This window comes from Rosenbergiella epipactidis, assembly GCF_018494055.1.
GTDB classification, from domain to species: Bacteria; Pseudomonadota; Gammaproteobacteria; order Enterobacterales; family Enterobacteriaceae; genus Rosenbergiella; species Rosenbergiella epipactidis.
This window is the reverse complement of the sequence record NZ_JABBFQ010000001.1, coordinates 111310-135359: the sequence shown is the minus strand read 5'-3', so window position 1 is coordinate 135359 and position 24050 is coordinate 111310. Positions and strand designations below refer to the sequence as shown.

The 24050-nt window shown below is 48.8% G+C and carries 20 protein-coding genes and 1 pseudogene; 13 read left to right on the top strand and 8 right to left on the bottom strand.

Annotated elements, in window-relative coordinates:
- The first annotated feature begins 39 nt into the window (after positions 1 to 39).
- The gene (locus tag HGT71_RS00650) at positions 40 to 1068 is read left to right on the top strand and encodes a TIGR04086 family membrane protein (RefSeq protein ID WP_214216090.1); all 1029 of its coding nucleotides are present in this window, start codon (positions 40 to 42) and stop codon (positions 1066 to 1068) included.
- A gap of 247 nt (positions 1069 to 1315) precedes the next feature.
- On the opposite strand, the gene HGT71_RS00645 is transcribed toward HGT71_RS00650, so the two are convergent.
- Positions 1316 to 1855: a P-loop NTPase family protein gene (locus HGT71_RS00645; protein WP_214216089.1), complete on the bottom strand. Its 540-nt coding sequence runs from the start codon at positions 1853 to 1855 to the stop codon at positions 1316 to 1318.
- Between the two features lie 316 nt (positions 1856 to 2171).
- Between HGT71_RS00645 and HGT71_RS00640 the strand changes: the two genes are divergently transcribed.
- Both HGT71_RS00640 and HGT71_RS00635 read left to right on the top strand, forming a co-directional pair.
- On the top strand, positions 2172 to 2570 hold the full coding sequence (locus tag HGT71_RS00640) for a bifunctional diaminohydroxyphosphoribosylaminopyrimidine deaminase/5-amino-6-(5-phosphoribosylamino)uracil reductase RibD (RefSeq protein ID WP_214216498.1): 399 nt from the start codon (positions 2172 to 2174) through the stop codon (positions 2568 to 2570).
- A gap of 623 nt (positions 2571 to 3193) precedes the next feature.
- A pseudogene (locus HGT71_RS00635) lies at positions 3194 to 3376 on the top strand (integrase); the annotation flags it as partial.
- A 102-nt stretch (positions 3377 to 3478) separates the two neighbouring features.
- Here the strand turns inward: HGT71_RS00635 and icd are convergent.
- Positions 3479 to 4729, bottom strand: coding sequence for an NADP-dependent isocitrate dehydrogenase (gene icd / locus HGT71_RS00630; protein ID WP_214216088.1), 1251 nt, complete (start codon positions 4727 to 4729; stop codon positions 3479 to 3481).
- A gap of 380 nt (positions 4730 to 5109) precedes the next feature.
- Here icd and rluE point away from each other — a divergent pair, with 380 nt between their 5' ends.
- From rluE to HGT71_RS00585, 9 genes are all read left to right on the top strand, one after another.
- Entirely contained in the window at positions 5110 to 5715 is a 606-nt protein-coding gene (gene rluE, locus HGT71_RS00625; RefSeq protein WP_214216087.1) for a 23S rRNA pseudouridine(2457) synthase RluE, read from the top strand.
- A gap of 18 nt (positions 5716 to 5733) precedes the next feature.
- Positions 5734 to 6174, top strand: a complete 441-nt coding sequence (locus tag HGT71_RS00620; protein WP_099822684.1) for an NUDIX domain-containing protein — start codon at positions 5734 to 5736, stop codon at positions 6172 to 6174.
- Between the two features lie 156 nt (positions 6175 to 6330).
- On the top strand, positions 6331 to 7284 hold the full coding sequence (locus tag HGT71_RS00615) for a DMT family transporter (protein ID WP_214216086.1): 954 nt from the start codon (positions 6331 to 6333) through the stop codon (positions 7282 to 7284).
- Positions 7285 to 7376: 92 nt separating this feature from the next.
- Positions 7377 to 8498 carry a tRNA 2-thiouridine(34) synthase MnmA gene (gene mnmA / locus HGT71_RS00610; RefSeq protein WP_214216085.1) on the top strand — a complete coding sequence of 374 codons (1122 nt, stop codon included), beginning with the start codon at positions 7377 to 7379 and terminating at the stop codon, positions 8496 to 8498.
- A complete protein-coding gene (gene hflD, locus HGT71_RS00605; RefSeq protein ID WP_338327766.1) occupies positions 8498 to 9151 on the top strand; it encodes a high frequency lysogenization protein HflD in 654 nt (217 codons plus the stop codon). The genes mnmA and hflD overlap by 1 nt, the downstream gene beginning before the upstream one ends.
- 37 nt (positions 9152 to 9188) lie before the next feature.
- Positions 9189 to 10559: an adenylosuccinate lyase gene (gene purB, locus HGT71_RS00600; protein WP_214216084.1), complete on the top strand. Its 1371-nt coding sequence runs from the start codon at positions 9189 to 9191 to the stop codon at positions 10557 to 10559.
- 100 nt (positions 10560 to 10659) lie between these two features.
- The gene (gene phoP, locus HGT71_RS00595; RefSeq protein WP_214216083.1) at positions 10660 to 11331 is read left to right on the top strand and encodes a two-component system response regulator PhoP; all 672 of its coding nucleotides are present in this window, start codon (positions 10660 to 10662) and stop codon (positions 11329 to 11331) included.
- Positions 11321 to 12787: a two-component system sensor histidine kinase PhoQ gene (gene phoQ / locus HGT71_RS00590; protein ID WP_214216082.1), complete on the top strand. Its 1467-nt coding sequence runs from the start codon at positions 11321 to 11323 to the stop codon at positions 12785 to 12787. The genes phoP and phoQ overlap by 11 nt, the downstream gene beginning before the upstream one ends.
- Positions 12788 to 12855: 68 nt before the next feature.
- The gene (locus HGT71_RS00585) at positions 12856 to 13998 is read left to right on the top strand and encodes a ribosomal protein uL16 3-hydroxylase (protein WP_214216081.1); all 1143 of its coding nucleotides are present in this window, start codon (positions 12856 to 12858) and stop codon (positions 13996 to 13998) included.
- A 38-nt stretch (positions 13999 to 14036) separates the two neighbouring features.
- On the opposite strand, the gene cobB is transcribed toward HGT71_RS00585, so the two are convergent.
- Genes cobB through lolC form a run of 4 tightly spaced genes read right to left on the bottom strand, consistent with a single transcriptional unit; the run spans position 14037 to position 18067 of the window.
- Positions 14037 to 14867, bottom strand: coding sequence for a Sir2 family NAD+-dependent deacetylase (cobB, locus tag HGT71_RS00580; protein ID WP_048912014.1), 831 nt, complete (start codon positions 14865 to 14867; stop codon positions 14037 to 14039).
- 59 nt (positions 14868 to 14926) lie between these two features.
- Positions 14927 to 16171 carry a lipoprotein-releasing ABC transporter permease subunit LolE gene (gene lolE / locus HGT71_RS00575; RefSeq protein ID WP_214216080.1) on the bottom strand — a complete coding sequence of 415 codons (1245 nt, stop codon included), beginning with the start codon at positions 16169 to 16171 and terminating at the stop codon, positions 14927 to 14929.
- Positions 16171 to 16875, bottom strand: coding sequence for a lipoprotein-releasing ABC transporter ATP-binding protein LolD (gene lolD / locus HGT71_RS00570; RefSeq protein WP_214216079.1), 705 nt, complete (start codon positions 16873 to 16875; stop codon positions 16171 to 16173). The genes lolE and lolD overlap by 1 nt, the downstream gene beginning before the upstream one ends.
- Positions 16868 to 18067, bottom strand: a complete 1200-nt coding sequence (lolC, locus tag HGT71_RS00565) for a lipoprotein-releasing ABC transporter permease subunit LolC (RefSeq protein ID WP_214216078.1) — start codon at positions 18065 to 18067, stop codon at positions 16868 to 16870. Before lolC ends, lolD begins: the two co-directional genes overlap by 8 nt.
- Positions 18068 to 18339: 272 nt before the next feature.
- On the opposite strand from lolC, the gene mfd reads away from it, so the two are divergent.
- Positions 18340 to 21795, top strand: a complete 3456-nt coding sequence (gene mfd, locus HGT71_RS00560; protein WP_214216077.1) for a transcription-repair coupling factor — start codon at positions 18340 to 18342, stop codon at positions 21793 to 21795.
- Positions 21796 to 21831: 36 nt separating this feature from the next.
- Here mfd and HGT71_RS00555 read toward each other — a convergent pair whose 3' ends face one another.
- Both HGT71_RS00555 and HGT71_RS00550 read right to left on the bottom strand, forming a co-directional pair.
- Complete coding sequence (locus HGT71_RS00555) at positions 21832 to 22383, bottom strand: glycine zipper 2TM domain-containing protein (RefSeq protein ID WP_214216076.1); 552 nt, start codon at positions 22381 to 22383, stop codon at positions 21832 to 21834.
- Between the two features lie 224 nt (positions 22384 to 22607).
- A complete protein-coding gene (locus HGT71_RS00550; protein ID WP_214216075.1) occupies positions 22608 to 23912 on the bottom strand; it encodes an NAD(P)/FAD-dependent oxidoreductase in 1305 nt (434 codons plus the stop codon).
- Positions 23913 to 24050: the final 138 nt, after the last annotated feature.

The following is a 24050-nucleotide window of genomic DNA, read 5'->3' as shown; positions in this document are numbered from 1 at the left end:
TATTGATTATTGAGTCATTCTTTTAAAATGGAGTTAAAGATGGAATTACAAAACGAAATTAAAATTACCAACAGGATTTCTTGGGGTAGCATTATTGCAGGCGTGATTACCGTTTTAGCAGTCTCGCTACTATTAACCACTCTCGGCGCGAGTTTAGGCTTCTCTCTCCTTTCTCCTACACAGGATGATATTGTTAACGGTGCTGATAAGGCCGTAATGATATGGACTGTTATTGCATTGATTATTAGTTTGGCGGCAGGCGGATTTGTGGCGGGTCGTCTAGCCGGTGCTGATGGCTTAATTCATGGTTTCCTTATTTGGGGAACGACCTTATTAGTTGCTACCGTATTAGGTTTCTCTGCAGTTGGTGGCCTACTCAAATTAACCGGGAGTGCAGTCAGCTCTGTAGCCTCCGGTGCGGGTAGCGTAGTCAGTGGTGCGGGTAAAGCCGTTGCCAATACCGCTGATTTCAGCAAAGACATGTTCGATAAGCTAGGGGTAAATACTAATATCGATATGTCTGATACCAATCAAGAGGTTATTAATGCGCTGAAGAAATCGAATATTCCTGAATTACAGCCTCAATATCTGCAAGACCAGCTACAGCAAGCAGGTAACGATGTAATGGATGCCGGTAAAGCGATTGCCACCCATCCGGATAACAGCGACCAAATTATTAGTCAACTGACTGATAGACTGAAATCTCGTACTGAGACCATCAGCAAGTCGGTAAACCGCGATGATGTGAAAAATGCCTTAGCGCAAAATACCTCCATGACACAGGAACAAGCTGACCAAGCGGTTGATAATTTTATTCAAGCGCGTGATAAAGCAGTACAACAAGCGAATCAAAGCATTAACCAATTACAAACCAAGGTCGACCAAGCGAAAGCGCAATATGCGCAATTTAAACAAGAAGCAAAAGAGAAAGCTGATGCGGCAGCCAAAGCAGCAGCAAAAATTTCTCTGTGGTCGTTCGTCGCATTACTGCTGGGCGCGATCGTCAGCGCTGTGGCAGGAATGTGGGGCGTCAATACTCTGCCTAACGGCAAACGTATTAAAGCCTAAGTGTTTACGCCCTAATCTTCGGATTAGGGCTTTTTTCTCGAAACTTGTGTACTTATCCGCCTTTAAAGATCTAACGACATTTCAGCCCTATTCTCTCCGCTTCGCTAACCACTCCTCAATTATTCTTTAACCTTATACCGAATAAAATGACTGATCTCTTCACAGTACGGATAATCGTTGCTGTGTAATAAGCTCAGTAGCTATTACAGAGCGTCACGCTTATAAGTACCTAGCCTGTTATCCGTGACTATTTATTGAGTTGCCATTTGTGGTAGAAATTGTTGAGATCACCAGGTGAAGACAGTAATAGCTTGGGGATTGCGGCTTGCTCGAAGAGCGACAGATAACGGAGATAATTTTTCGGCGAGTCAAAGAGAATATGCTTCAGCATTTCCCTAGAAACTTTTTCATTTTGAACACCAATTCCCCCTACCCGCGGTTTAGCTGAGTAACAGCGCGCAATATAACGCAACAGTGCTGTGGACACTGGGATATCAAGTAATATTAGCCCCGTCGCGCGTTGCAGACGCGAATGTAGGCATTTACCATAATTACCCTCTATCACCCAACTACTTCTCGCGATCACCGTATCGTGTAACTGTAAGAATTCTTCAGGGGCACGAGGAATCCATTGGCTATTAGGCTGATGATGTAATTGGTCAAGATGAATAATGGGCAGCGATTTCTTTAGGCCAATAGCCTTTGCCAGCGTGGATTTTCCACTATTTGAAGGCCCAACAATACAAATACGTTGGCCAAGGTCATCTAATGATACACAGAGGCTCATCTCTTACTCCTTGCAAAAAGTGATAGGCCATTTCAGCCTTCAAACAAATAGCCCTTCAAAGAGCAAGCAGTTCACTGTAACGTAAATGAAAATTTTAGGCTTGATTAGGTTAAACACTTTTGACTCTTATTTTTCAACCCCGCATCGACTATAAGAGAGCTTCTTCACCTATTCGTTATACTGGAGTATATTTATTTATCATGACTTCTACTCAAGTCAGCACCAGCTCAATAAAGGTGGATGACTCCTCAGTGGATATCGTAGATTGTTACTTTTGAATAAGGTCATAGGATGAAGGAAAATTTAGCATTTATGGCTGTTAGCTCTTGAATATTCATCTTTAGCCTTACCCCTCTGTAGACCTAATCCCCCCGTAGGTTGCGTAATAGTTCATAACGGTAAAGTCGTAGCAAAAGGCTTTACACAATCCCCAGGCCATCATCATGCTGAAATAGAGGCTATTTCGAAACTCACCGTACCCATCAGTGAATGCGAATTATTTGTCACTTTAGAACCCTGTTCTTTTCAAGGAAGAACTCCATCCTGTGCCCGCACACTGGCCGAAATGAAACCTAAACATGTCTATATTGCCATGGAAGATCCTCATCCTAGAAATAGAGGGGCTGGACTGAGTATTTTAAAAAGTGCAGGGGTTAACTACACATTGGGGATAGGGGAAAGGGATGTTAACGATTTTCTCTCGTCTTATCTGTAAACAATATCTCTTAAAAAAAATACCGATCACCTTCAGTGACCGGCATCAACGTTCTGGGTAATTTTTTTATATCTATCTCTCAGAGTAAAAGGTAGCCATCGCAATGAAAGCTTCTGATATCAAAGAATACTATTTACGGAAAGTATTACGCTTACTACCTGACTCTCTAAAGTAAGAAACACCCATCCAAACAGCCACTGACCCTAGTACTAATGCAAAAGCTAAAAGCAAAAAATCCATTAAGAATATTCTCATTAAATACACATACGCGGCAGAATTATATGCAGCAATGAAAAAAATTCAATTTGTAAGCAATCAGATAAGATAAGATAAGATAATTAAAGCATGATTACACACACAACGTGTCCTAGCGGGCGCTGTTTGAGATAATCAATGTCAGGATAAGTAAATCACCACGGGTTTAACAGACACCTCAAAGTCATTTTCGAATGAATTTTCAATTAACATAGACCCCACCCCCCGTAATAGCAGTACTGCGATTTTATGGGGTATCTCCTAGCTCAGTTACTTTCATTCCTTCTGACCAGAAACTGGTTATGTCATTTCCAGTTTTTTCAAGAGTTATCATGCGGATAATGTAGTTTGCGTCTAAGCACAACTTCATCACCTGGCCAGAAAATACTGCTCCGACTTTCCACGAACAACGATCGCTCTCGGAACGACTTTATCGTGAACAGGGTATCAATACTCAAAAATTATTGGGGCATAAGACAGCAAAAATGACCGACCGATATAACGATGATCGAGGTAAAGAATGGGTCACTGTTTCACTAAAATCGGGGTAGTTTTGGGGAAGAATTTTGGGGAGAGTTTTGGGGAAAGAATTTTACAGACAAAAAACGGGCACTTTTCAGTACCCGTTCTTATCAATCACGCAGGGTGACTAATTACATGTTAGAGATGATGGCATCACCAAACTCTGAACATTTCAGCAACTTAGCGCCTTCCATCAGACGTTCGAAATCGTAAGTCACGGTCTTATTGGCGATCGCGCCTTCAACACCTTTAACGATTAAGTCTGCGGCTTCAAACCAGCCGAGGTGACGGAGCATCATTTCAGCAGAAAGGATCACTGAACCTGGGTTCACTTTATCCTGGCCAGCATACTTTGGTGCAGTACCGTGAGTCGCTTCGAACAGTGCACATTCGTCACCGATATTCGCACCCGGTGCAATACCGATACCGCCAACTTGCGCCGCCAGGGCATCGGAGATGTAGTCGCCATTCAGGTTCATACAGGCAATAACGTCATACTCTGCAGGGCGTAGCAGGATTTGCTGTAGGAAGGCATCGGCAATCACGTCTTTAATAATAATCTCTTTACCCGTTTTAGGGTTCTTAGCCTTCATCCATGGGCCGCCGTCTAATAGCTCAGCGCCAAACTCTTCTTTCACCAGTTGGTATCCCCAATCTTTGAAGGCACCTTCGGTGAATTTCATGATGTTACCTTTATGGACCAGTGTCAGTGAATCACGGTCATTGTCGATAACATATTGGAAGGCTGCACGCACTAGGCGTTTAGTTCCTTCTTCAGAACATGGCTTAACGCCGATACCACATTGTTCTGGGAAGCGGATCTTCTTCACGCCCATTTCGGTGCGTAAGAAGTTGATCACTTTATCTGCTTCTGCGCTACCCGCTTTCCATTCGATACCCGCATAGATATCTTCTGAGTTTTCGCGGAAAATAACCATATCGGTATCTTCAGGGCGTTTAACCGGGCTTGGTGTACCAGTGTAGTAGCGTACTGGGCGCAAGCAGACATAAAGGTCTAACTCTTGGCGCAATGCAACGTTTAATGAACGGATACCGCCACCGACTGGCGTCGTTAATGGCCCTTTAATCGCGACACGGTATTCTTTGATCAGATCCAGTGTCTCTTGCGGTAACCATACGTCTTGACCGTATACTTCTGTCGATTTCTCGCCGGTGAAGATTTCCATCCACGAAATCTTACGCTCACCGTTATAGGCTTTGTTTACCGCCGCATCGACCACTTTTAACATCACAGGAGAGACATCAACACCAATCCCGTCCCCTTCGATGTAAGGAATGACTGGGTTGTTGGGAACAGTTAATTTGCCTTGATTTAGCGTGATTTTCTGGCCTGATGCAGGAACAACTACTTTGCTTTCCATCAACCTCTCCTTCGAGCGTTTTTGTTAATGACTTGTAATGTGTCGGGGTATGTTACGCGAAATCATCGCGACTTTCCTAGAAAAAAATCATTACGGTATGTCGCAGAATTCTTTTTTATCTCAGTTAACCTATTGCCATGCCTAATATAATTACTGTCGTTATACGGCTGAGTTGCGATAGGGTTCACACTTTTCACTTTACACAATTCCACAACAAAAGATTAACGACGAGCGTTAACCTGGCCTTGTCTAATAAGTCTGGCCCTGAAAAACTTACTGCAATCTCTGTCAGACATCAACTGAAAGCCTATGAATACTAGGGTTAAATTATCTCAAGTCTAGGCTATACTGAGCGAAATAAAGCGCCGGATAACCTTATTATGAAGCCTCTAACCCGCCCAACACGCCGAAGAAAACCGGCTCCCCCGCGACCTCGTCAGGGTCCTACCACAATCATTGTGTTTAATAAGCCGTTTGATGTGCTGCCACAATTCACTGATGAAGCAGGGCGTAAGACGCTTAAAGACTATATAACAGTGCCAGATGTCTACGCTGCGGGCCGTTTAGATCGCGATAGCGAGGGGCTGCTGCTGCTGACTAATAATGGCAAGCTTCAAGCTGACCTAACGCAGCCGGGTAAACGTACTCATAAGATCTATTATGTACAGGTAGAAGGCGATCCGAATGATGAACAACTCGCGCCATTACGAAGTGGAGTCACCTTAAAAGATGGGCCTACCCTCCCCGCTGGCGTCGAGCGCTGTGATCCGCCGCAGTGGTTATGGCCACGAAATCCGCCGATTCGAGAGCGCAAAGCTATCCCTACCCAATGGCTTAAAATTACCCTATACGAAGGTCGTAATCGTCAAGTTCGCCGTATGACGGCGCACATCGGCTTTCCCACATTACGACTTATCCGCTATGCCATCGGCCCCTATCAACTTGATGGGCTAGCATTAGGCGAGTGGCGTAAAATCGATCACTAACTGACTTTAGGAGCCACCATGTTTACGCCGCATATCACCGTTGCCTGTGTTGTCCATGCCGAAGGTAAGCTGTTAATCGTTGAAGAACGTGTCGATGGAAACGTGACCTGGAATCAGCCTGCAGGCCATCTCGAGGCTGAAGAGAGTTTGATCGCCGCGATGGAACGTGAGTTGTGGGAGGAGACCGGACTCCGCTTATCTCCCGAACATTTGCTTGGCGTGCATCAATGGACAGCGAACGATGGTACACCCTTTATCCGTTTCTTATTCAGTTGCGAAATTGAGGCCTGTCTCGATACCTGCCCGCACGATGACGATATCGATTGTTGCCATTGGCTTACGCCTGCAGAGATCTTGCAATCCTCACAATTACGTTCGCCGCTGGTAGCGGAGAGCATTAGACTTTGGCAATCGACCACCCGATTCCCGTTGACGGTGCTACACTGGTTCGAACAATAATTCCTGCGTTAATGGCTAACGATGGAAAAATTTTTTTCATTAAATTTATATGGTAGAAATATATTCTCTTAAGACGTCATTTTGATGCCTAACGGGAAAAATCATTCTCTCGAAATCTCGATATAGTATGGACCTCTACTTGCCGAGGTTATCGAGATGAATTCTGCCATCAAAACGTTACTCTTTATCATTGTTGCTTTAACCTGGGGAACCACTTGGCTAGCAATGAAAATTGCGGGAACCACTATTCCCCCTCTCTTTGCCACAGGCTTACGCTTTCTCTGCGCGGCTCCCCTATTATTGCTCGCCTTAAAATACACCCGCTCACCACTCCTTTTTCCTAAAGGGCAGCGAGTGTTTCAGGCCATTATTAGTCTCTTTTACTTTGCCATTCCCTTTACGCTGATGATTTACGGCGAACGCTGGGTAAGTTCCGGGCTGGCGTCGGTGATTTTCGCCATGATGCCGGTGGCGGTTCTCTGCGCGTCAATCCTGTTGCTACGTGAGAAAACCAACTCGGTGCAATTGTTGGGGTTAACCATTGCCTTGGTGGCGTTGATTTCCGTGTTGCTGCACGAATCACAGGGTGCGGCCTCAGGCCAGCTGGTGGGGATAATGATGCTTATCGCGGCAGTAGTTATTCATGCCGTCATGTATGCTTTGTGTAAAAAACGCTGCTGTGAAGTCTCAGTACTGACTTTTAATGCCTTACCTTGCTTAATGGCAGGCATACTGTTAACCCTAGTCGGCGGTTTTGTCGAACATCCGGTCATTGCTCAGTTCTCTTACCACTCTATCCTTGCCGTCGTTTATCTCGGGGCGTTTGCGGGGGTATTCGGCATACTCTGTTACTTTATGCTGCAAAAGCGTGCCACCGCGTTTCAAGCCTCGATCGTATTCTTAATCTTTCCGATTATTGCGCTGAGTTTAGAGAATATCCTCTACGGTCGTTCGCTATCTTTCGCCTCCCTCTGTTTAATGTGTCCTTTGGCTCTCGGCATATTTTTAACCTTATTTGGCAATCAACTAAATCAGCGGCTTAAAAGAAAGAGCCAATCGGTGGTGTTATCCGCGCAGTTGGAAGTCAACAAGCGTCAACATCGCACATAGCGCGTAATTGAGCGCGGTAATACAGGTGCGATTCGCCTCGGTGCATGGTACACTGAGGCGTTCGTATTGATTGCCAACTTCAGTGAGTATTTATGTTTGACCAGAGTGCAAAAAAAGTCATCGTCGGTATGTCCGGGGGTGTAGATTCTTCCGTTTCAGCATGGTTACTGATGCAACAAGGTTACCAAGTGGAAGGCCTGTTCATGAAGAACTGGGAAGAAGATGATGGTGAAGAGTATTGTACTGCTGCTGAGGATCTCGCCGACGCGCAAGCTGTCTGCGATAAGTTAGGGATCACACTACACAAAATTAACTTTGCTGCCGAGTATTGGGACAACGTCTTCGAGCTCTTCTTGGAAGAGTACAAATCAGGACGCACGCCTAACCCCGATATCCTGTGTAACAAAGAGATCAAGTTTAAAGCCTTCTTAGAATTTGCGGCCGAAGATCTCGGTGCTGACTATATCGCTACCGGTCACTATGTGCGCCGCAAAGATGTCGACGGTAAAAGCCAATTACTGCGCGGCCTCGATAGTAATAAAGACCAAAGCTATTTTCTCTATACCCTAAGCCATCAACAAGTGGCGCAGAGTCTATTTCCTGTTGGCGAACTAGAGAAACCAGAGGTTCGCCGCATCGCCGAAGAGCTCGACTTAGTCACCGCACGGAAAAAAGATTCCACTGGTATCTGTTTTATCGGTGAGCGTAAGTTTAAAGATTTCCTTGCTCGCTACCTACCGGCCCAACCCGGCCCTATTTTTAGTGTCGACGGGCAAGAAGTCGGGACCCACCAAGGCTTGATGTATCATACGCTAGGTCAGCGTAAAGGATTGGGTATCGGTGGACTCAAAGAGAGTAATGACGACCCGTGGTATGTGGTCGACAAAGATGTTGCCAACAATCAGCTGATCGTCGCACAGGGTGGTGAACACCCCCGCCTGATGTCTGTCGGGCTTATCGCTCAGCAACTGCATTGGGTTGACCGCGTCACGCTTACCGAATCACTGCGTTGCACGGTGAAAACACGTTATCGCCAAACCGATATTCCTTGCCTGATCACCCCGCTTGATGCTGAGCGCATTGAAGTACGCTTTGATGAGCCCGTCGCGGCGGTCACACACGGTCAGTCAGCCGTGTTCTATCTGGGTGAATGCTGCTTGGGCGGTGGCGTAATTGAACAGCGCCTCCCTCTTCTGGATTCGGAAAACGCGTAGTGGCAAAAAAAAATATCTATGAGATGACCCTGGCGTTTGCAGGCATCTGTCAAGCTGCGCACCTCGCGCAGCAATTAGCCCGCCACGGGCGTTGCCCCGAAGAGGCCTATCACTGTTCGCTGCGCAGTCTCACCCAGCCCCTAGAACCGACGGGGGGTGCGCTAAACTTTTTTGGCGGTAACGAAGCGACCTTACGCTTCGGATTAGAAACAATGATAGCCGTGCTCAACACCCCCTCACAGAAAGGGGCACTCGCCGAGATAACGCGTTACAGCTTAGGCATGATTGGCCTAGAGCGTAAAGTGGCTAAAAATCGCCAAGCACTCAGCGATCTTGAACAACGACTACGCCAACTCGACCGACAGTTACAACATTTCGGTATTGATTCATCGACCCTCGCTTCCGCCACCGCCAGTATTTATACTGATATCGTTAGCCCCCTTGGCCCACGAATTCAGATTACCGGCGAGCAAGCTATCCTGCAAAACTCTCTGGTACAAAGCCGGGTGCGGGCAGTCCTGCTCACCGGGGTCCGATCAGCGATGCTGTGGCAACAACTCGGCGGCGGACGACTACAGCTACTGTTCTCTCGGGGTAAGCTGGTCGAGATGGCAAAATTAATTTTATCTGGCTTGCCGCACGTAGACGCGTAGTGGCAGCAATGTTTATTTTTTACTCAGGAGTTTACTGATGGAATTATCCTCACTCACCGCGGTCTCCCCTATCGACGGTCGCTACGGTGACAAAGTCAGCCCATTGCGCGCGATCTTCAGCGAATTTGGATTATTAAAATTTCGTGTAGAAGTCGAAGTTCGTTGGCTACAAAAACTTTCATCAGTGACTCAAATCGCTGAAGTTCCTTCATTTAGCGCTGACGCAAACGCTTACCTAGATAAAATTGTCGCGGAATTCTCGGTAGAGGATGCGCAAACGATTAAAACCATCGAGCGCACCACCAACCATGACGTGAAAGCCGTTGAATACTTCCTCAAAGAAAAAGTTGCGGCGATTCCAGAATTGCATGCGGTGACTGAGTTTATTCACTTCGCCTGTACCTCAGAAGATATCAATAACTTGTCCCACGCCTTGATGCTTGAAACGGCGCGCCAACAAGTGCTGCTTCCTGAGTGGCGTAAAGTCCTGAACGCCGTCGAAGCGCTGGCCGCAGAGTACCGTGATATTCCTTTACTCTCTCGTACCCACGGTCAACCCGCAACCCCTTCGACATTAGGTAAAGAGATGGCCAACGTGGCCTATCGCTTAGCTCGTCAAATCGCTCAACTGGAAAAGTGTGAGATCCTCGGGAAAATCAATGGTGCTGTTGGAAACTACAATGCGCACCTTGCGGCCTATCCTGAAGTTGACTGGCATCGCGTCAGTGAAGAGTTTGTTACGGCGTTAGGCATCCGTTGGAACCCTTATACTACGCAAATCGAACCTCATGATTATATCGCAGAGCTGTTTGATTGTGTTGCCCGCTTTAACACCATCATTATCGACTTTGACCGCGATATTTGGGGTTACATCGCCCTCAATCACTTCCGCCAGAAAACCATTGCCGGCGAGATTGGGTCATCTACCATGCCTCACAAAGTGAACCCTATCGATTTCGAAAACTCCGAAGGTAACTTAGGCCTGGCTAACGCTGTACTCCAGCACTTAGCGACCAAGTTGCCGGTTTCACGCTGGCAACGCGATCTGACGGACTCTACCGTGTTACGTAACTTAGGCGTCGGCTTAGGCTATGCACTGATCGCCTATCAATCCACGTTGAAAGGCATCTCTAAGTTAGAAGTGAACCAAGAGAAACTGTTGGCCGAACTTGACCAGAACTGGGAAGTCTTGGCAGAACCAATCCAAACAGTGATGCGTCGTTACGGTATCGAGAAGCCTTACGAGAAGCTGAAAGAGCTCACCCGTGGTAAGCGTATCGATGCGCAAGGGATGCAGCAATTCATCGATAATCTTGTTCTGCCTGAAGCGGAGAAAGTACGTCTGAAAGCAATGACACCGGCTAACTATCTAGGCCGTGCCATCGAGCTAACCGACGAGCTAAAATAATCGGCTGGGGACTTCTCACCATTTTTTGGCTGGCGTTAAGTCCCCGTTTAGACCCTGAGTGTTACTCTTGTGGGTTATTGAATACAGAGAGGGTGTGCAGATGCGCGTGTTAGTGGTCGAAGATAATCCGTTATTGCGGCACCATTTAGCCGTTCAGCTTCGTGAAATGGGCCATCAGGTCGATGCGGCAGAAGATGCCAATGAGGCAGACTATTTCCTCAATGAGTACGCTCCAGATGTGGCGTTAGTGGATCTCGGCCTGCCTGACGAAGATGGGATGAGCCTTATTCAGCGCTGGCGGGCGCAAGAGATTAAGCAACCTATTTTAGTGCTTACCGCTCGCGAAGGTTGGCAATCGAAAGTGGCCGCTCTGCAAGCAGGCGCAGATGATTACGTTACCAAACCCTTTCATATCGAAGAGGTCGCCGCTCGGTTACAAGCCTTACTGCGCCGTACCGCTGGCCATGCCTCGCAAGTGATTCATTTCGCCCCCTTTCATATCGATCTTTCTCGCAAAGAGTTGGCCATCGACCAGCATCCGGTAAAACTGACCACCTTTGAATACACCATCGTCGAGACCTTAATGATCAATGCGGGTAAAGTAATCAGTAAAGAGTCATTAATGTTACAGCTCTATCCCGATGCCGATCTGCGCGAAGGCCATACCATTGATGTACTGATGGGCCGCTTACGCAAAAAAATCCAGCAGCATTATCCACACGACGTTATCACCACCCTAAGAGGCTTAGGATACCGTTTCGATGCCCCATAGCGCCACTGCGCCACCGCGGCGTAATAAATTTTCGCTATCGCCACTCTCTTTACGCGGCCGTTTTTTACTCGCTGCCTCAGCGTTAGTACTGATTATCTCACTCTGTTACGGTATCGTCGCGGTGATTGGCTATGTCATCAGCTTCGATAAAAATACCTATCAAGTAATGCGGGGCGAGAGCAATCTGTTCTTCACCCTCGCCCAGTGGCGGGATAATAAACTGGTGATCGACCGCCCGGATAGCTTAAAGCTCAATTTTCCTACGCTTGTCTATATCTACGATGAGCACGGACGGTTGCTCTGGCAATTACGAGATGTCCCGGAGATCCGTCGCAGCATCGCTAAAAGCTGGCTGCAAACCAATAATTTTTACGAGATCGACGCCAGTAATAAAGTCAGCGTCGCGGCGATCGGCAACAACCGTAAGGCACAGAAAAAAATTGCCGAGCTAGATAGCGATGATACTTTTACTCACTCGGTGGCCGTCAGTCGCTACGATGCTACGGCAACACTGCCTGCCCTGACCATTGTGGTGGTGGACTCTATTCCGCAAGAGCTGCAGCACAGTGAACTGGTCTGGTCTTGGTTTAATTATGTGTTAGCCGCAAACTTCTTATTAGTCATTCCCTTGCTGTGGCTCGCTGCTCGCTGGAGCCTAAAACCTATCGGCCAGCTGTCGGCAGAATTAAAAGCCCTAGAATCTGGACAGCGAGAGTCGTTAGGCGATTCCCCGCCGAAAGAGCTTAAAGGCTTGGTCAGTAACCTAAACCTGCTATTGAAGAGTGAACGTAAGCGTAGCAGTCGCTACCACACCACCCTCTCCGATCTGACGCATAGCCTCAAGACGCCTTTGGCGGTGTTGCAAAGTACCTTACGATCTCTGCGGGGTGCAAAACCGATGCCGATCGAAGAAGCAGAACCCTTGATGCTCGAGCAAATCAGCCGTATTTCGCAACAAGTGGGTTATTATTTGCACCGCGCCAGCTTGCAGGCTGAAAATAATCTACTGAACCGTGAAATACACGCCGTCGCCCCTTTAATAGATGGTTTATGCTCCGCGCTCAATAAGGTTTATCAAAACAAAGGGGTGGATATCACTGTCGATCTGTCACCCGAACTCACCTTCTGTGGAAATCGCGATGATTTAGTCGAGGTGATGGGTAATGTGTTGGATAATGCCTGTAAATATTGTCTGGAATTTATTCATATTAGTGCAAGACAGGATGACAGCACGCTGACCTTAACGATTGATGACGATGGCCCAGGAATTCCTGCGGCGCGACATGAGATGATTTTTCAGCGTGGGCATCGCGTCGATACCCTTCGCCCAGGTCAAGGTATCGGTCTGTCCTTAGCACGTGAGATTGTCGAAAATTACGCAGGCGAGATACGGGTTTCGCGCAGCCATTGGGGCGGCGCACGAATGGAAATTGTTTTCGCCGATCAGATGGTTTGATTTCCTGTCTCATTCTTCTTGTCACACTGCTATACTCTCGCCAGTTTTTCTCACTCTTTGAGGGTATTATGTCTTTCGAACTTGCCATTGACTGGCCTACATTTCTTGCAACCTACTGGCAGAAAAAGCCAGTCGTTATCCGCCAAGCGTTTGCTGATTTCCAGGATCCAATCAGTCCCGATGAACTCGCTGGACTGGCGATGGAAAATGAAGTGGATAGTCGATTGGTCAGTCAAACAGCTGAAGGCTGGCAAGTCGCCCATGGCCCCTTTCAAGATTTCGACCATCTGACTGAAAGCCACTGGTCGTTATTGGTTCAAGCCGTTAATCACTGGCACCCTGCCGCGGCTGAGTTGATGCAGCCGTTCCGCGCCCTCTCTGATTGGCGAATGGATGATTTGATGATCTCCTTCTCGGTGCCAGACGGTGGCGTTGGGCCGCACCTCGATCAATACGATGTCTTTATTATTCAAGGTACAGGACGTCGCCGCTGGCGAGTCGGTAATAATGATGTGGTGGCTCAGCACTCTCCTCATCCCGATCTGCTGCAAGTGGCCCCCTTTGAAGCGATTATCGATGAAGTCCTCGAACCGGGTGACTTGGTCTATATCCCGCCCGGATTCCCCCATGAAGGCTACTCATTAGAAAACTCGCTTAACTATTCGGTCGGTTTTCGTGCGCCATCGGGTAAAGAGTTACTCAGTGGCTTCGCCGATTATGTCTTAGCGCAAGAGCTTGGCAGTCGTCGTTATCAAGATCCTGGGTTAACCCTACGCGGTGATGCGGCGTCAGTCTTACCTGAAGAGGTGGATAACTTACGCGCCATGATGAACGAATTAGTTAATTCAGGGGATTTCACCCCATGGTTAGGTGAGTTTCTCTCACAGTCACGCCATGAGCTGGATATTGCTCCACCACAACCCGCTTACCAAGAAGATGAAGTGCGTAACGCGTTGCAGGAAGGCACACCGCTCCAGCGTATCGGTGGCTTAAAGGTATTACAGCTGGCCTCCCATACTTTTATCAATGGCGAACGGTTTAGTCGCGTAGCGCCTGACTTCTTGCATCTATTAGCCGCGACAACCGAAATCGACTCGGAGCAATTACTTTCTGTGATTGAACAGCAGAATGTGCTGACCCAGCTGACAGGCTTAATCAATGCTGGCTATTGGCATTTCGCCGGAGAGGAAGAAGAGGAAGGGGACGAGTAACAATAATCGGGCAGTCAACACTGACTGCCCTTTGTTGCTTAACACTGGCTAAGAAACATCTCCACCCATGCGGGTAACGTCTGCGAGGCTGGGCCATAGTGACCTTCAATGAATTCCTCTTTCGACGCAGTCGGCTCAAGATTAAATTCGATCGTTTCCGCACCCTGAATTTTCGCTTCATGCACAAATCCGGCAGCGGGATAGACTTGGCCCGATGTCCCCACCGCGATAAAAATGTCACACTCGGCAATCGCCTGATAAATCCCTTCCATCTGCAGCGGCATCTCCCCGAACCAGACAACATGCGGTCGCAACGGCGCGGGGAATTGGCAACAGGTACAACGATCGGTCGGTTGCAGATCATCCAGCCAGGTGATGACTTGCTGGCTTTGAGTACACCGTGCTTTAAGTAGCTCGCCATGCATATGGATAATATTCGCACTGCTCGCCCGTTCGTGCAGATTATCAATATTCTGCGTGACCACCAGCAAATTATCGCCCAACAAGGTACCCAGTTTTGCTAACGCACGATGCGCGTTGTTAGGCATAATTTTAGCCGATTGCAATTGGCGGCGGCGCTCATTATAGAAATTATGCACCTGTTGCGGATCACGGTGATAGCCCTCTGGCGTGGCAATATCTTCTATTGCATGATTCTCCCATAAGCCATCGGCGGCGCGAAATGTCGCAATACCTGATTCGGCGGAGATCCCGGCCCCGGTCAGTACCACCACTTTCGGCAGAGGTTTGGAGACGAGTTTCGCTATGCGTGCATCTTCGAAATAAGATTGTCGAAAACGTTGGCGCATTTTTCGCTTGTTCTTTTTAAAACGGGCGACGCGAATGCGACGACGGTTGCTGGTACGCATGAAAACTCCTGCAGAACACGTTAAACATGGTGCTCGCCACTCAGCGAGCCCCTCATAAATTACTGCCCGCTTAATACTCGCGCAGGATCAATACGGCTTGCTCGGCGAGCGGGATACCAACTGGCCAGTAAACTCAGTAACAACGCACAACACAGCACGATCACAACGTCACGCCAATGCAGTACCGAGGGCAGAAAATCGATAAAATAGATATCGCCGGAGAGAAAATGATGCCCGGTCAACGATTCAATGCCCTTAATCAGCCGTGTCAGGTTCAGAGCGCCAAGCACCCCCAGCACAACGCCGATCAGGCTTCCGGTGATCCCTGCCAGTAATCCGTACCAGATAAATATGGCACGAATCAGCCGATCTTTCGCGCCCAACGTACGCAGTACGGCAATATCGCTGCTTTTATCTTTTACCGCCATTACCAATGTCGACACGATATTAAAGCAGGCCACCCCAATCACCAAGATCATGGCTAAATACATGATGGCGCGGATCATCTGAATATCGCGATACATATACCCGAAATCAGAAGTCCAGTTACGGATATAGACATAACCATGAGTGGCTTCACCAGCGGCACGAACGACAGCGGGTGCTTGGAAGGGGTCACGCATTTTCAACGCAATACCCGTTACCGACTGTCCCATATCCAAATAGTGTTGCGCATCGGCTAACGGGACTAAGGCTAGACTATGATCGAGCATCCCGCTTAACTGTAGGATGCCACTCACCTGCAGTCGAATACGCTTAGGTTCTAACAGTTTATTCTGCTGGTCGTTGTTGGGGATCAGCACCGTAAGCCAATCACCGGTCTTGAGGCCGAGACTCTTCGCAATTCCACCGCCAATAATAATTTGCTGCTGACCGGCATGAAACGATGACCAAGCATTGTTTTGCACAAATTGTGGCAGGCTACTTAATCGTGTCTCTTGCTGAGGATCCACCCCTTTCACTTGAATAGCTTGTAATTTTTGAGCGCTCTCAATTAATCCGGTAAAGGTAATAAAGGGCGCGGCCGCCGCTACGCCCTTCACCTGCTCAATCGGTTCAAGTAAAGATTGCCACTGCTGGAAAGGTTGATGCACGGGAATAATCTCGCCGTGAGGCACGACATCCAAGATGCGTTTGTTTAATTCACGCTCGAAGCCATTCATTGCACTCAAGCCGATGATCAGCACCGCGACCCCTAGCGCAATACCGGCGGTCGAGAGGACTGAAATCAAGGAGACCATGCCCCCCCGACGACGTCCACGGCTAAAGCGGAGTGCCAGTAAGAAAGAGAGAGAGCCTCGCATTAACTCACCCCTTGTAAGACCGGCTGAGCATGTAAGACACCGTCACGCATTTCCATCTGGCGGTCTAAGCGCTTAGCGAGGGCGAGGTCATGGGTCACCACCAAGAATGCGGTCCCTTGGCTCTGATTTAACTCCCCCAACAGGGCGAAAATCGCATCGGCATTACGCGCATCCAGGTTCCCGGTCGGTTCATCGGCCATCACCAAACTCGGCTTATTCACCAAGGCGCGCGCAATTGCCACACGTTGACGTTCCCCACCCGATAACTCGGATGGACGGTGTTTCCCGCGTGGACTGAGGCCTACCGCTTTCAACATCTCATCGGCACGATGGGCCGCCTCTTGCGCAGAACAACCGCCGATCAACAGTGGCATTGCCACATTTTCCAAGGCAGTAAAATCTGGCAGTAAATGGTGAAATTGGTAAATAAAGCCAAGCTGTCGGTTGCGTAAATCGGCCTTGGCCGAGGCACTTAGCGTATTCAGGGATTGCCCCTTAAAGAGCACCTCGCCGGAGGTAGGTTGGTCTAGGCCACCCAATAAATGCAGTAACGTACTCTTCCCCGACCCAGAGCTACCAATAATCGAAACCAGTTCCCGCTCGGCAATACTAAAACTGACTTGCTTCAACACTTCGGTGCTGACTGCGCCCTCACGATACGTTTTACATAACGCTGAACACTGTAATAAAGGAGTATTATTCATAACGTAAGGCCTCAGCGGGTTGAACGGTGGCAGCGCGCCACGATGGATAAAGAGTTGCCAATAAGGCCAAGATCATCGCACAGAGAGTGATCATCACCACTTGGCCGATATGAATATCAACCGGCAATGCCGCACCCTCTAACAGTAAGCCGATAACCGGCAATAAATGATTTAATTGACTCGCCAGCAGGCAGCCCAATAACGCGCCACATAAGGAACCGATGATCCCGGCGCTAGCACCCTGAACCATAAATACCGTCATAATCTGCCGACGCGTTAAGCCTTGAGTTTGTAATATCGCCACCTCACCCTGCTTCTCCATAATCAACAATCCCAGAGAGGTAATGATATTAAAAGCTGCCACTGCCACGATCAGGCTCAGTAACAGCCCCATCATATTTTTTTCCATGCGAACGGCTTGAAACAGATCGCCTTTACGCTCCCGCCAATCTTTCCAGACCGATTTCTCAGGCAGCGCATGCTGATCAATCTCATCCACGGCTAAGGGATGGTCAAGCCACAGTCGCCATCCTGTAATCTGTCCTGCGGGATAAAGCATGATGCGGGAAGCATCCTGTTGATTGACGAGAATTTGATAACTATCGACTTCGCTGTTGGCTGCATAGACCCCAGCGACAGTGAATAGACGCTGACTCGGCATCCGTCCCATCGGCGTAAATTGACTCACTGAGGGCACCATTAGCCGAAGCTTATCGCCGGGTTGTACGCCGAGCTGATTAGCCAGTTGTGCACCGAGAATCACTTGATAGCTTCCCGCTGCCGGAATATGACGAGGACCTTGCTCGATATAAGACAGTAATGGGTCCTGCTCCCCCGGTGCGAGGCCGAGCATCACCCCCACTGACACATTGTGCGCGCTTTGCAGCACGACGTCGGCGGTCGTTAAGGGTGCCACACGGTTAACACCCGCGAGCTTGAGAGAGGATGCAGGAAAGTGTTGCGGGTCGATATGCCCAGCCGGTTGAGATACCACGGCCTGCGGCATTAATCCAAGAATATTACCTTCAAGTTCCCGTTCGAAGCCATTCATCACCGACAGTACCGTGACCAATGCCAACACCCCTAAGGTAATACCAATCGCTGAGAGCCAAGAAATAAACCGCCCGAATCGATCAGTTGCACGGCCACGCATGTAACGCAGACCAATAAATAAAGCGACAGGTTGATACATGTAGTCCATCCCGGACGGTAAAAAAGGTTATGGGAATGATAATGGAGGTATCGCCTTTATGAAACCTTTACCGGAGTGATCATCAAGGTAAACTTTCGGAAAAACGCTTAGTTGTATAAAAATACGCCAAACGCATCCCCTTATCGATGAAAGCGAATACCGCTTCGCAGTGCAGAGTGCTACTTTAAAGAGAGAGAAAAACGCGGCGCATCACGTTTCTGTCCTCCTGGCAGCAACGTTAATGCATCAATAAAATGAGATAATCTAAGTTTATGACGGATATTCAGCAATATTCGCTGCCGAGTAAGGCAGGCGATGTGCGGCAATTAGGTGAACTGGTTGGCTCTGCCTTTGCCATTGAGGCGGCTCGCATCGCAGAACAGCATGATGGCTTGGTGGTCTTGATCGCCAGTAATATGCAAAATGCACTGCAGTTAACCAGTGAAATCGGCCAATTCACTACCCTGAATGTGAATACCTTGCCTGATTGGGAAACGCTTCCTTACGATAGCTTCTCCCCCCACCAAGATATTATTTCAAGCCGTTTATCCATGCTCTATCAGCTGCCATTGATGGAGAAAGGCTTATTGATCCTGCCGGTTAATACGCTGATGCAGCGTGTCTGCCCGCACAGCTTCCTGCATAGCCATGCCTTAGTGATGCAGCGCGGGGATAAACTCTCTCGCGATACCTTGATTCGTCAACTCGACCAAGCGGGCTATCGCCACGTGGAACAGGTGATGGTCCACGGTGAATATGCGACCCGTGGTGCACTGCTCGATCTCTTCCCGATGGGCAGTGAAGCCCCTTATCGCTTGGATTTCCTCGATGATGAGATCGATAGCCTACGCTCGTTCGATGCCGATACGCAACGCACGCTTAACGAAGTCGAGGCCATTAGCCTGCTGCCTGCGCATGAATTCCCGACGGACAAAGCGTCCATCGAGCGCTTTCGTACCCAGTGGCGTGAACAATTTGATGTGCTGCGTGAATCGGAACATCTTTATCAGCAAGTCTCTCGCGGCACCTTACCCGCAGGGATAGAGTACTGGCAGCCGCTGTTTTTTGATGAGCCATTGCCGCCGCTCTTTAGTTATTTCCCGAAACAAACGCTGTTGGTCAATACCGGTGACTTAGCTGGCAGCAGTGAACGTTTTTGGCAAGACACCGGTAACCGTTATGAGAATCGTCGTGTTGACCCGATGCGGCCTCTAGTCGAACCGGCTGCCCTTTGGTTAGCGCCCGATGTTTTATTTGCCGAATTAAAACGCTGGCCACGTATCCAATTATTATCGCAAGCGCTGCCTAAAAAAGCCGCTAATACTAACTTAGGTTACGCAGTTTTACCGGCGCTTCATCAACCGGATAATCAACAGAACCCGCTCGATCCGCTGCGCACCCTGTTAGAAGCACACCGCGAGGATCGCGTAATCTTTTCTGTAGAAAGTCAGGGTCGCCGCGAGCGTCTGCAGGAGATGTTGGCGCGTATTAAGCTACGCCCGACCTCTATCACTCAGTTCACTGATGCGCAGCAAGCGGGTGCTTACCTAATGGTCGGCGCGGCGGAAAAAGGCTTTATTGCCGCACCACAACAACTCATCTTTATCTGTGAGAATGACCTATTAGGTGAGCGTGTGGTACGCCGTCGTCAAGATACGCGTCGGGCGATTAACCCAGATGTGCTGATTCGCAACTTAGCCGAACTGCATCCCGGACAACCGGTGGTGCACCTCGACCACGGTGTCGGGCGCTATGTCGGCATGACCACCTTGGAGACCGGCGGTGTCACCGCTGAATACTTGGTGCTGAACTACGCCAATGAAGCAAAACTCTATATCCCTATCTCGTCGCTGCATCTTATTAGTCGTTATGCGGGGGGAGCTGATGAGAATGCACCGCTGCATAAACTGGGCAGTGATGCGTGGAACCGTGCACGTCAGAAAGCGGCGGAGAAAGTGCGTGATGTTGCGGCAGAGTTGCTGGATATTTATGCGCAGCGCGCGGCAAAAACCGGTTTTGCCTTCACTCAGAACCGTGAACATTATCAGCAATTCTGCGAATCATTCCCCTATGACACGACCCCCGACCAGAAACAAGCCATCAGCGCAGTGATCAGCGATATGTGCCAACCGCTGGCCATGGACCGCTTAGTCTGTGGTGATGTCGGTTTCGGTAAAACCGAAGTCGCGATGCGTGCCGCCTTCCTCGCAGTTGAAAATAATAAGCAAGTTGCCGTACTGGTCCCGACCACCTTATTGGCACAGCAACATTACGATAATTTCCGTGATCGCTTCGCCGACTGGCCGGTACGTGTCGAGATGTTATCTCGCTTTCGTAGCGCGAAAGAGCAAAGCCAAGTGCTGCAAGATGCGGCCGACGGTAAGGTCGATATCCTGATCGGTACCCATAAGTTACTGATGAGCGATCTGCAGTGGTCCGACCTTGGGCTACTGATTGTCGATGAGGAGCATCGCTTTGGCGTTCGCCATAAAGAACGCATTAAAGCGATGCGTGCGGATGTCGATATCTTAACCTTAACCGCCACCCCAATTCCTCGCACCTTAAATATGGCGATGAGCGGTATGCGTGATCTCTCTATCATCGCTACGCCCCCTGCCCGACGTCTGGCGGTCAAAACCTTTGTCCGTGAGTACGATGCCCTAACGGTGCGTGAAGCCATCCTGCGTGAAATATTGCGTGGCGGCCAAGTCTATTATCTCTACAACGATGTCGAAAACATCAACAAAGCGGCAGAGAAATTAGCCGAGTTGGTGCCTGAGGCGCGAATCGGTATCGGACACGGACAGATGCGGGAGCGTGAGCTGGAAAAAGTGATGAACGATTTCCACCATCAACGTTTCAATGTGCTGGTCTGTACCACCATTATCGAGACAGGTATCGATATTCCTACTGCGAACACTATTATCATTGAGCGCGCCGATCACTTCGGTTTGGCACAGCTCCACCAATTACGGGGTCGCGTGGGGCGTTCGCACCATCAAGCTTATGCTTGGTTACTAACGCCTCATCCTAAAGCGATGACCACCGATGCCCGTAAACGCTTAGAAGCCATCGCTTCACTGGAGGATTTAGGCGCTGGATTCGCTTTGGCCACCCATGATTTAGAGATCCGTGGTGCCGGTGAGTTGCTGGGGGATGACCAGAGTGGCCAGATGGAAACGCTTGGTTTTACACTCTATATGGAGCTGCTGGAAAATGCCGTAGAGTCGCTCAAAGCGGGCAAAGAACCGTCGCTAGAAGACCTGTCACAGCGCCATACCGATGTCGAGTTACGGATGCCAGCGTTAATTCCCGATGAGTTTATCTCTGATATCAATACCCGCTTATCGCTGTATAAACGTATTGCCAGTGCCAGCGAATCGGCAGAATTGAACGATATTAAGGTCGAGATGATCGACCGTTTCGGGCTATTACCGGATCCGACACGTAATCTCTTGATGCAAACGGAGATCCGTCTTCACGCTGAATCATTAGGTATTGCGAAGATTGAGGCCGGAGAGAAAGGCGGTTATATCGAGTTTGCGGAACACAATAATGTCGATCCAGGCTGGCTGATTGGCTTACTGCAACAAGATCCGAAACAGTGGAAGCTGGAAGGACCGGTAAAACTGCGTTTTACCCGTGACTTAACTGAACGTCAATTACGGATTGATTGGTTAATGGAGTTGTTAGCGCAGATGGATAAACATCGCGTGAAGGCTCAGTAAATCGTCTTACAGCCACCCAAGGGTGGCTGTTTAGGGTTAGCTCTTCTGAACGGTGGGTTCGCTTAGTTTCAGATTTCCTTGCGCGTCCAGCGGGATCACCGAACCGGGTTTATGATCCATCATAACCGTGCCTTGTTTATCCCCGACCTTATAGGTCACGTTATACCCTTTAGTGCGTTGCTCCTGCGTGTATTGCGTCGAGCAACGACGATGAGCGGTCTGATAGGTATCGCTATTTTGTAGGCTTTGCTGCGCTTGATTCCCCGCATAACCTCCTGCCAGTGCGCCAGCGACGGTTGCAATATCCCGTCCATGTCCGCCTCCGAACTGGTGGCCTAATACCCCTCCTGCTACGGCACCTAATACCGAACCGGTAATACGGTTTTCATCTTGTACCGATCGACGATGGACCACATTCACATTACGGCAGACTTCGTGTGGTGTTGTAACCGTTTCGGTCTGCGGCTGTACAGCAATGACTTCAGCAAATTGTGGCGGTTGTTGCGTGAAATGACTGCCTGCAACGGCTGCAACCCCTAACGCGGCTAATGCACCGATACCAACACCGGCAACTAATGATTTATTCATATTCTCTCCTGCAATTTATTCTGGTTGATGGATACAGGGTTAACACTTTGCTTACGCAATCACTGCGCTGAGTGTGCCAAAGCAATCTAGTATCAGCTATCGGAATTATGGAGAAAATTAGGATAAGACTCTGCTGAAAATTGTGTATCGCTATTTTATCTGCCAGCAGCGAGAGGTGAGTGGAAAAAGCGCGAAAAAAAAGGCCGCTTTCGCGGCCCCTGACTTTAGTGCAGTTTTAACTTCGGTCGAATAACTTTATTGATACTACCTGAAAGCATCATTAATCCGGTACGGAAGTAGCCATGTAAGGCAACTTGGTGCATACGGTACAGTGATAGATAAACTAAGCGGGCAATACGTCCCTCTACCATCATCGAACCGTGCATAAGGTTACCCATCAAGCTTCCGACAGTACTGAAACGCGACAGCGACACTAATGACCCATGGTCTTTATATTTATACGCCGTTTGTGGCTTACCCTTACGCGCCGCTAAGATATTTTTCAGAACTTGTGACGCCATTTGGTGAGCCGATTGCGCACGCGGTGGCACGAAGCCGCCTTCAGGTAGCGCGCAGCTGGCACAGTCACCAATCGCATAGATATTCTCATCACGCGTGGTTTGTAACGTCGGCTGAACCACCAGCTGGTTAATACGGTTAGTTTCTAAGCCCGCGATCTCTTTCATAAAATCCGGTGCTTTAATCCCTGCGGCCCACACCATCAGATCTGCTGCAATAAAGCTACCGTCTTTAGTATTTAAGCCATCCTGTTGTGCACTAGTGACCATGGTCCCTGTTTTAACTTGGACCCCTAATTTGGTCAATTCCTGATGCGCCGCCGCCGAAATACGGGTCGGCAAGGCAGGAAGAATACGTTCACCCGCTTCGACCAAGGTGACATTAAGTGCTTCACGGCCTAAGGTTTTATAGCCGTAGCTGTTCAGCTGTTTGACGGCGTTATACAACTCGGCGGATAACTCCACGCCCGTCGCACCACCGCCGACAATCGCGATATTCACCGGCTTATCGTTCTGTTGCGCAGACGAGTGTTTCAGGAACTGATTCAGCATTTCATTACGGAAACGATGCGCTTGCTGAGGGTTGTCTAGATAAATACAGTGATCCTTGACGCCCTGTGTACCGAAGTCATTCGAGGTACTGCCCAGTGCCATCACTAAGGTGTCGTAACCAATGCTACGTGTCTCCACTAATACATTACCTTGCGCATCGTGGATAGGGGCCAGTTCGAGTTGCTGAGTTTCGCGGTCAATATTCACCAGACTCCCTAATTGGAACTGGAAATGATGATGGTGTGCATGAGCCATATAACTCAACGCATCGATCCCTTCATCCATCGATCCGGTAGCAATTTCATGTAATAACGGTTTCCATAGATGCGTCGGGTTGCGGTCAATCAGCGTGATCTCAGCCTCGCCTTTACGTCCCAGCTTATTTCCGAGTTGCGTAGCAAGTTCCAATCCCCCTGCTCCGCCACCTACTATTACAATTTTTTGTTTCGTCGTAGTCACATGACCCCCAAAGATTAACCTTCCCTAGTTAAATTAATGTTAAGAATAAACTTAATTAACATAGGGTTATAAAGTAAAATCGTTCACTGATTTCAGCATAGCACGCTCAGATTATTCAGCGTAATAAATTTGATCTCA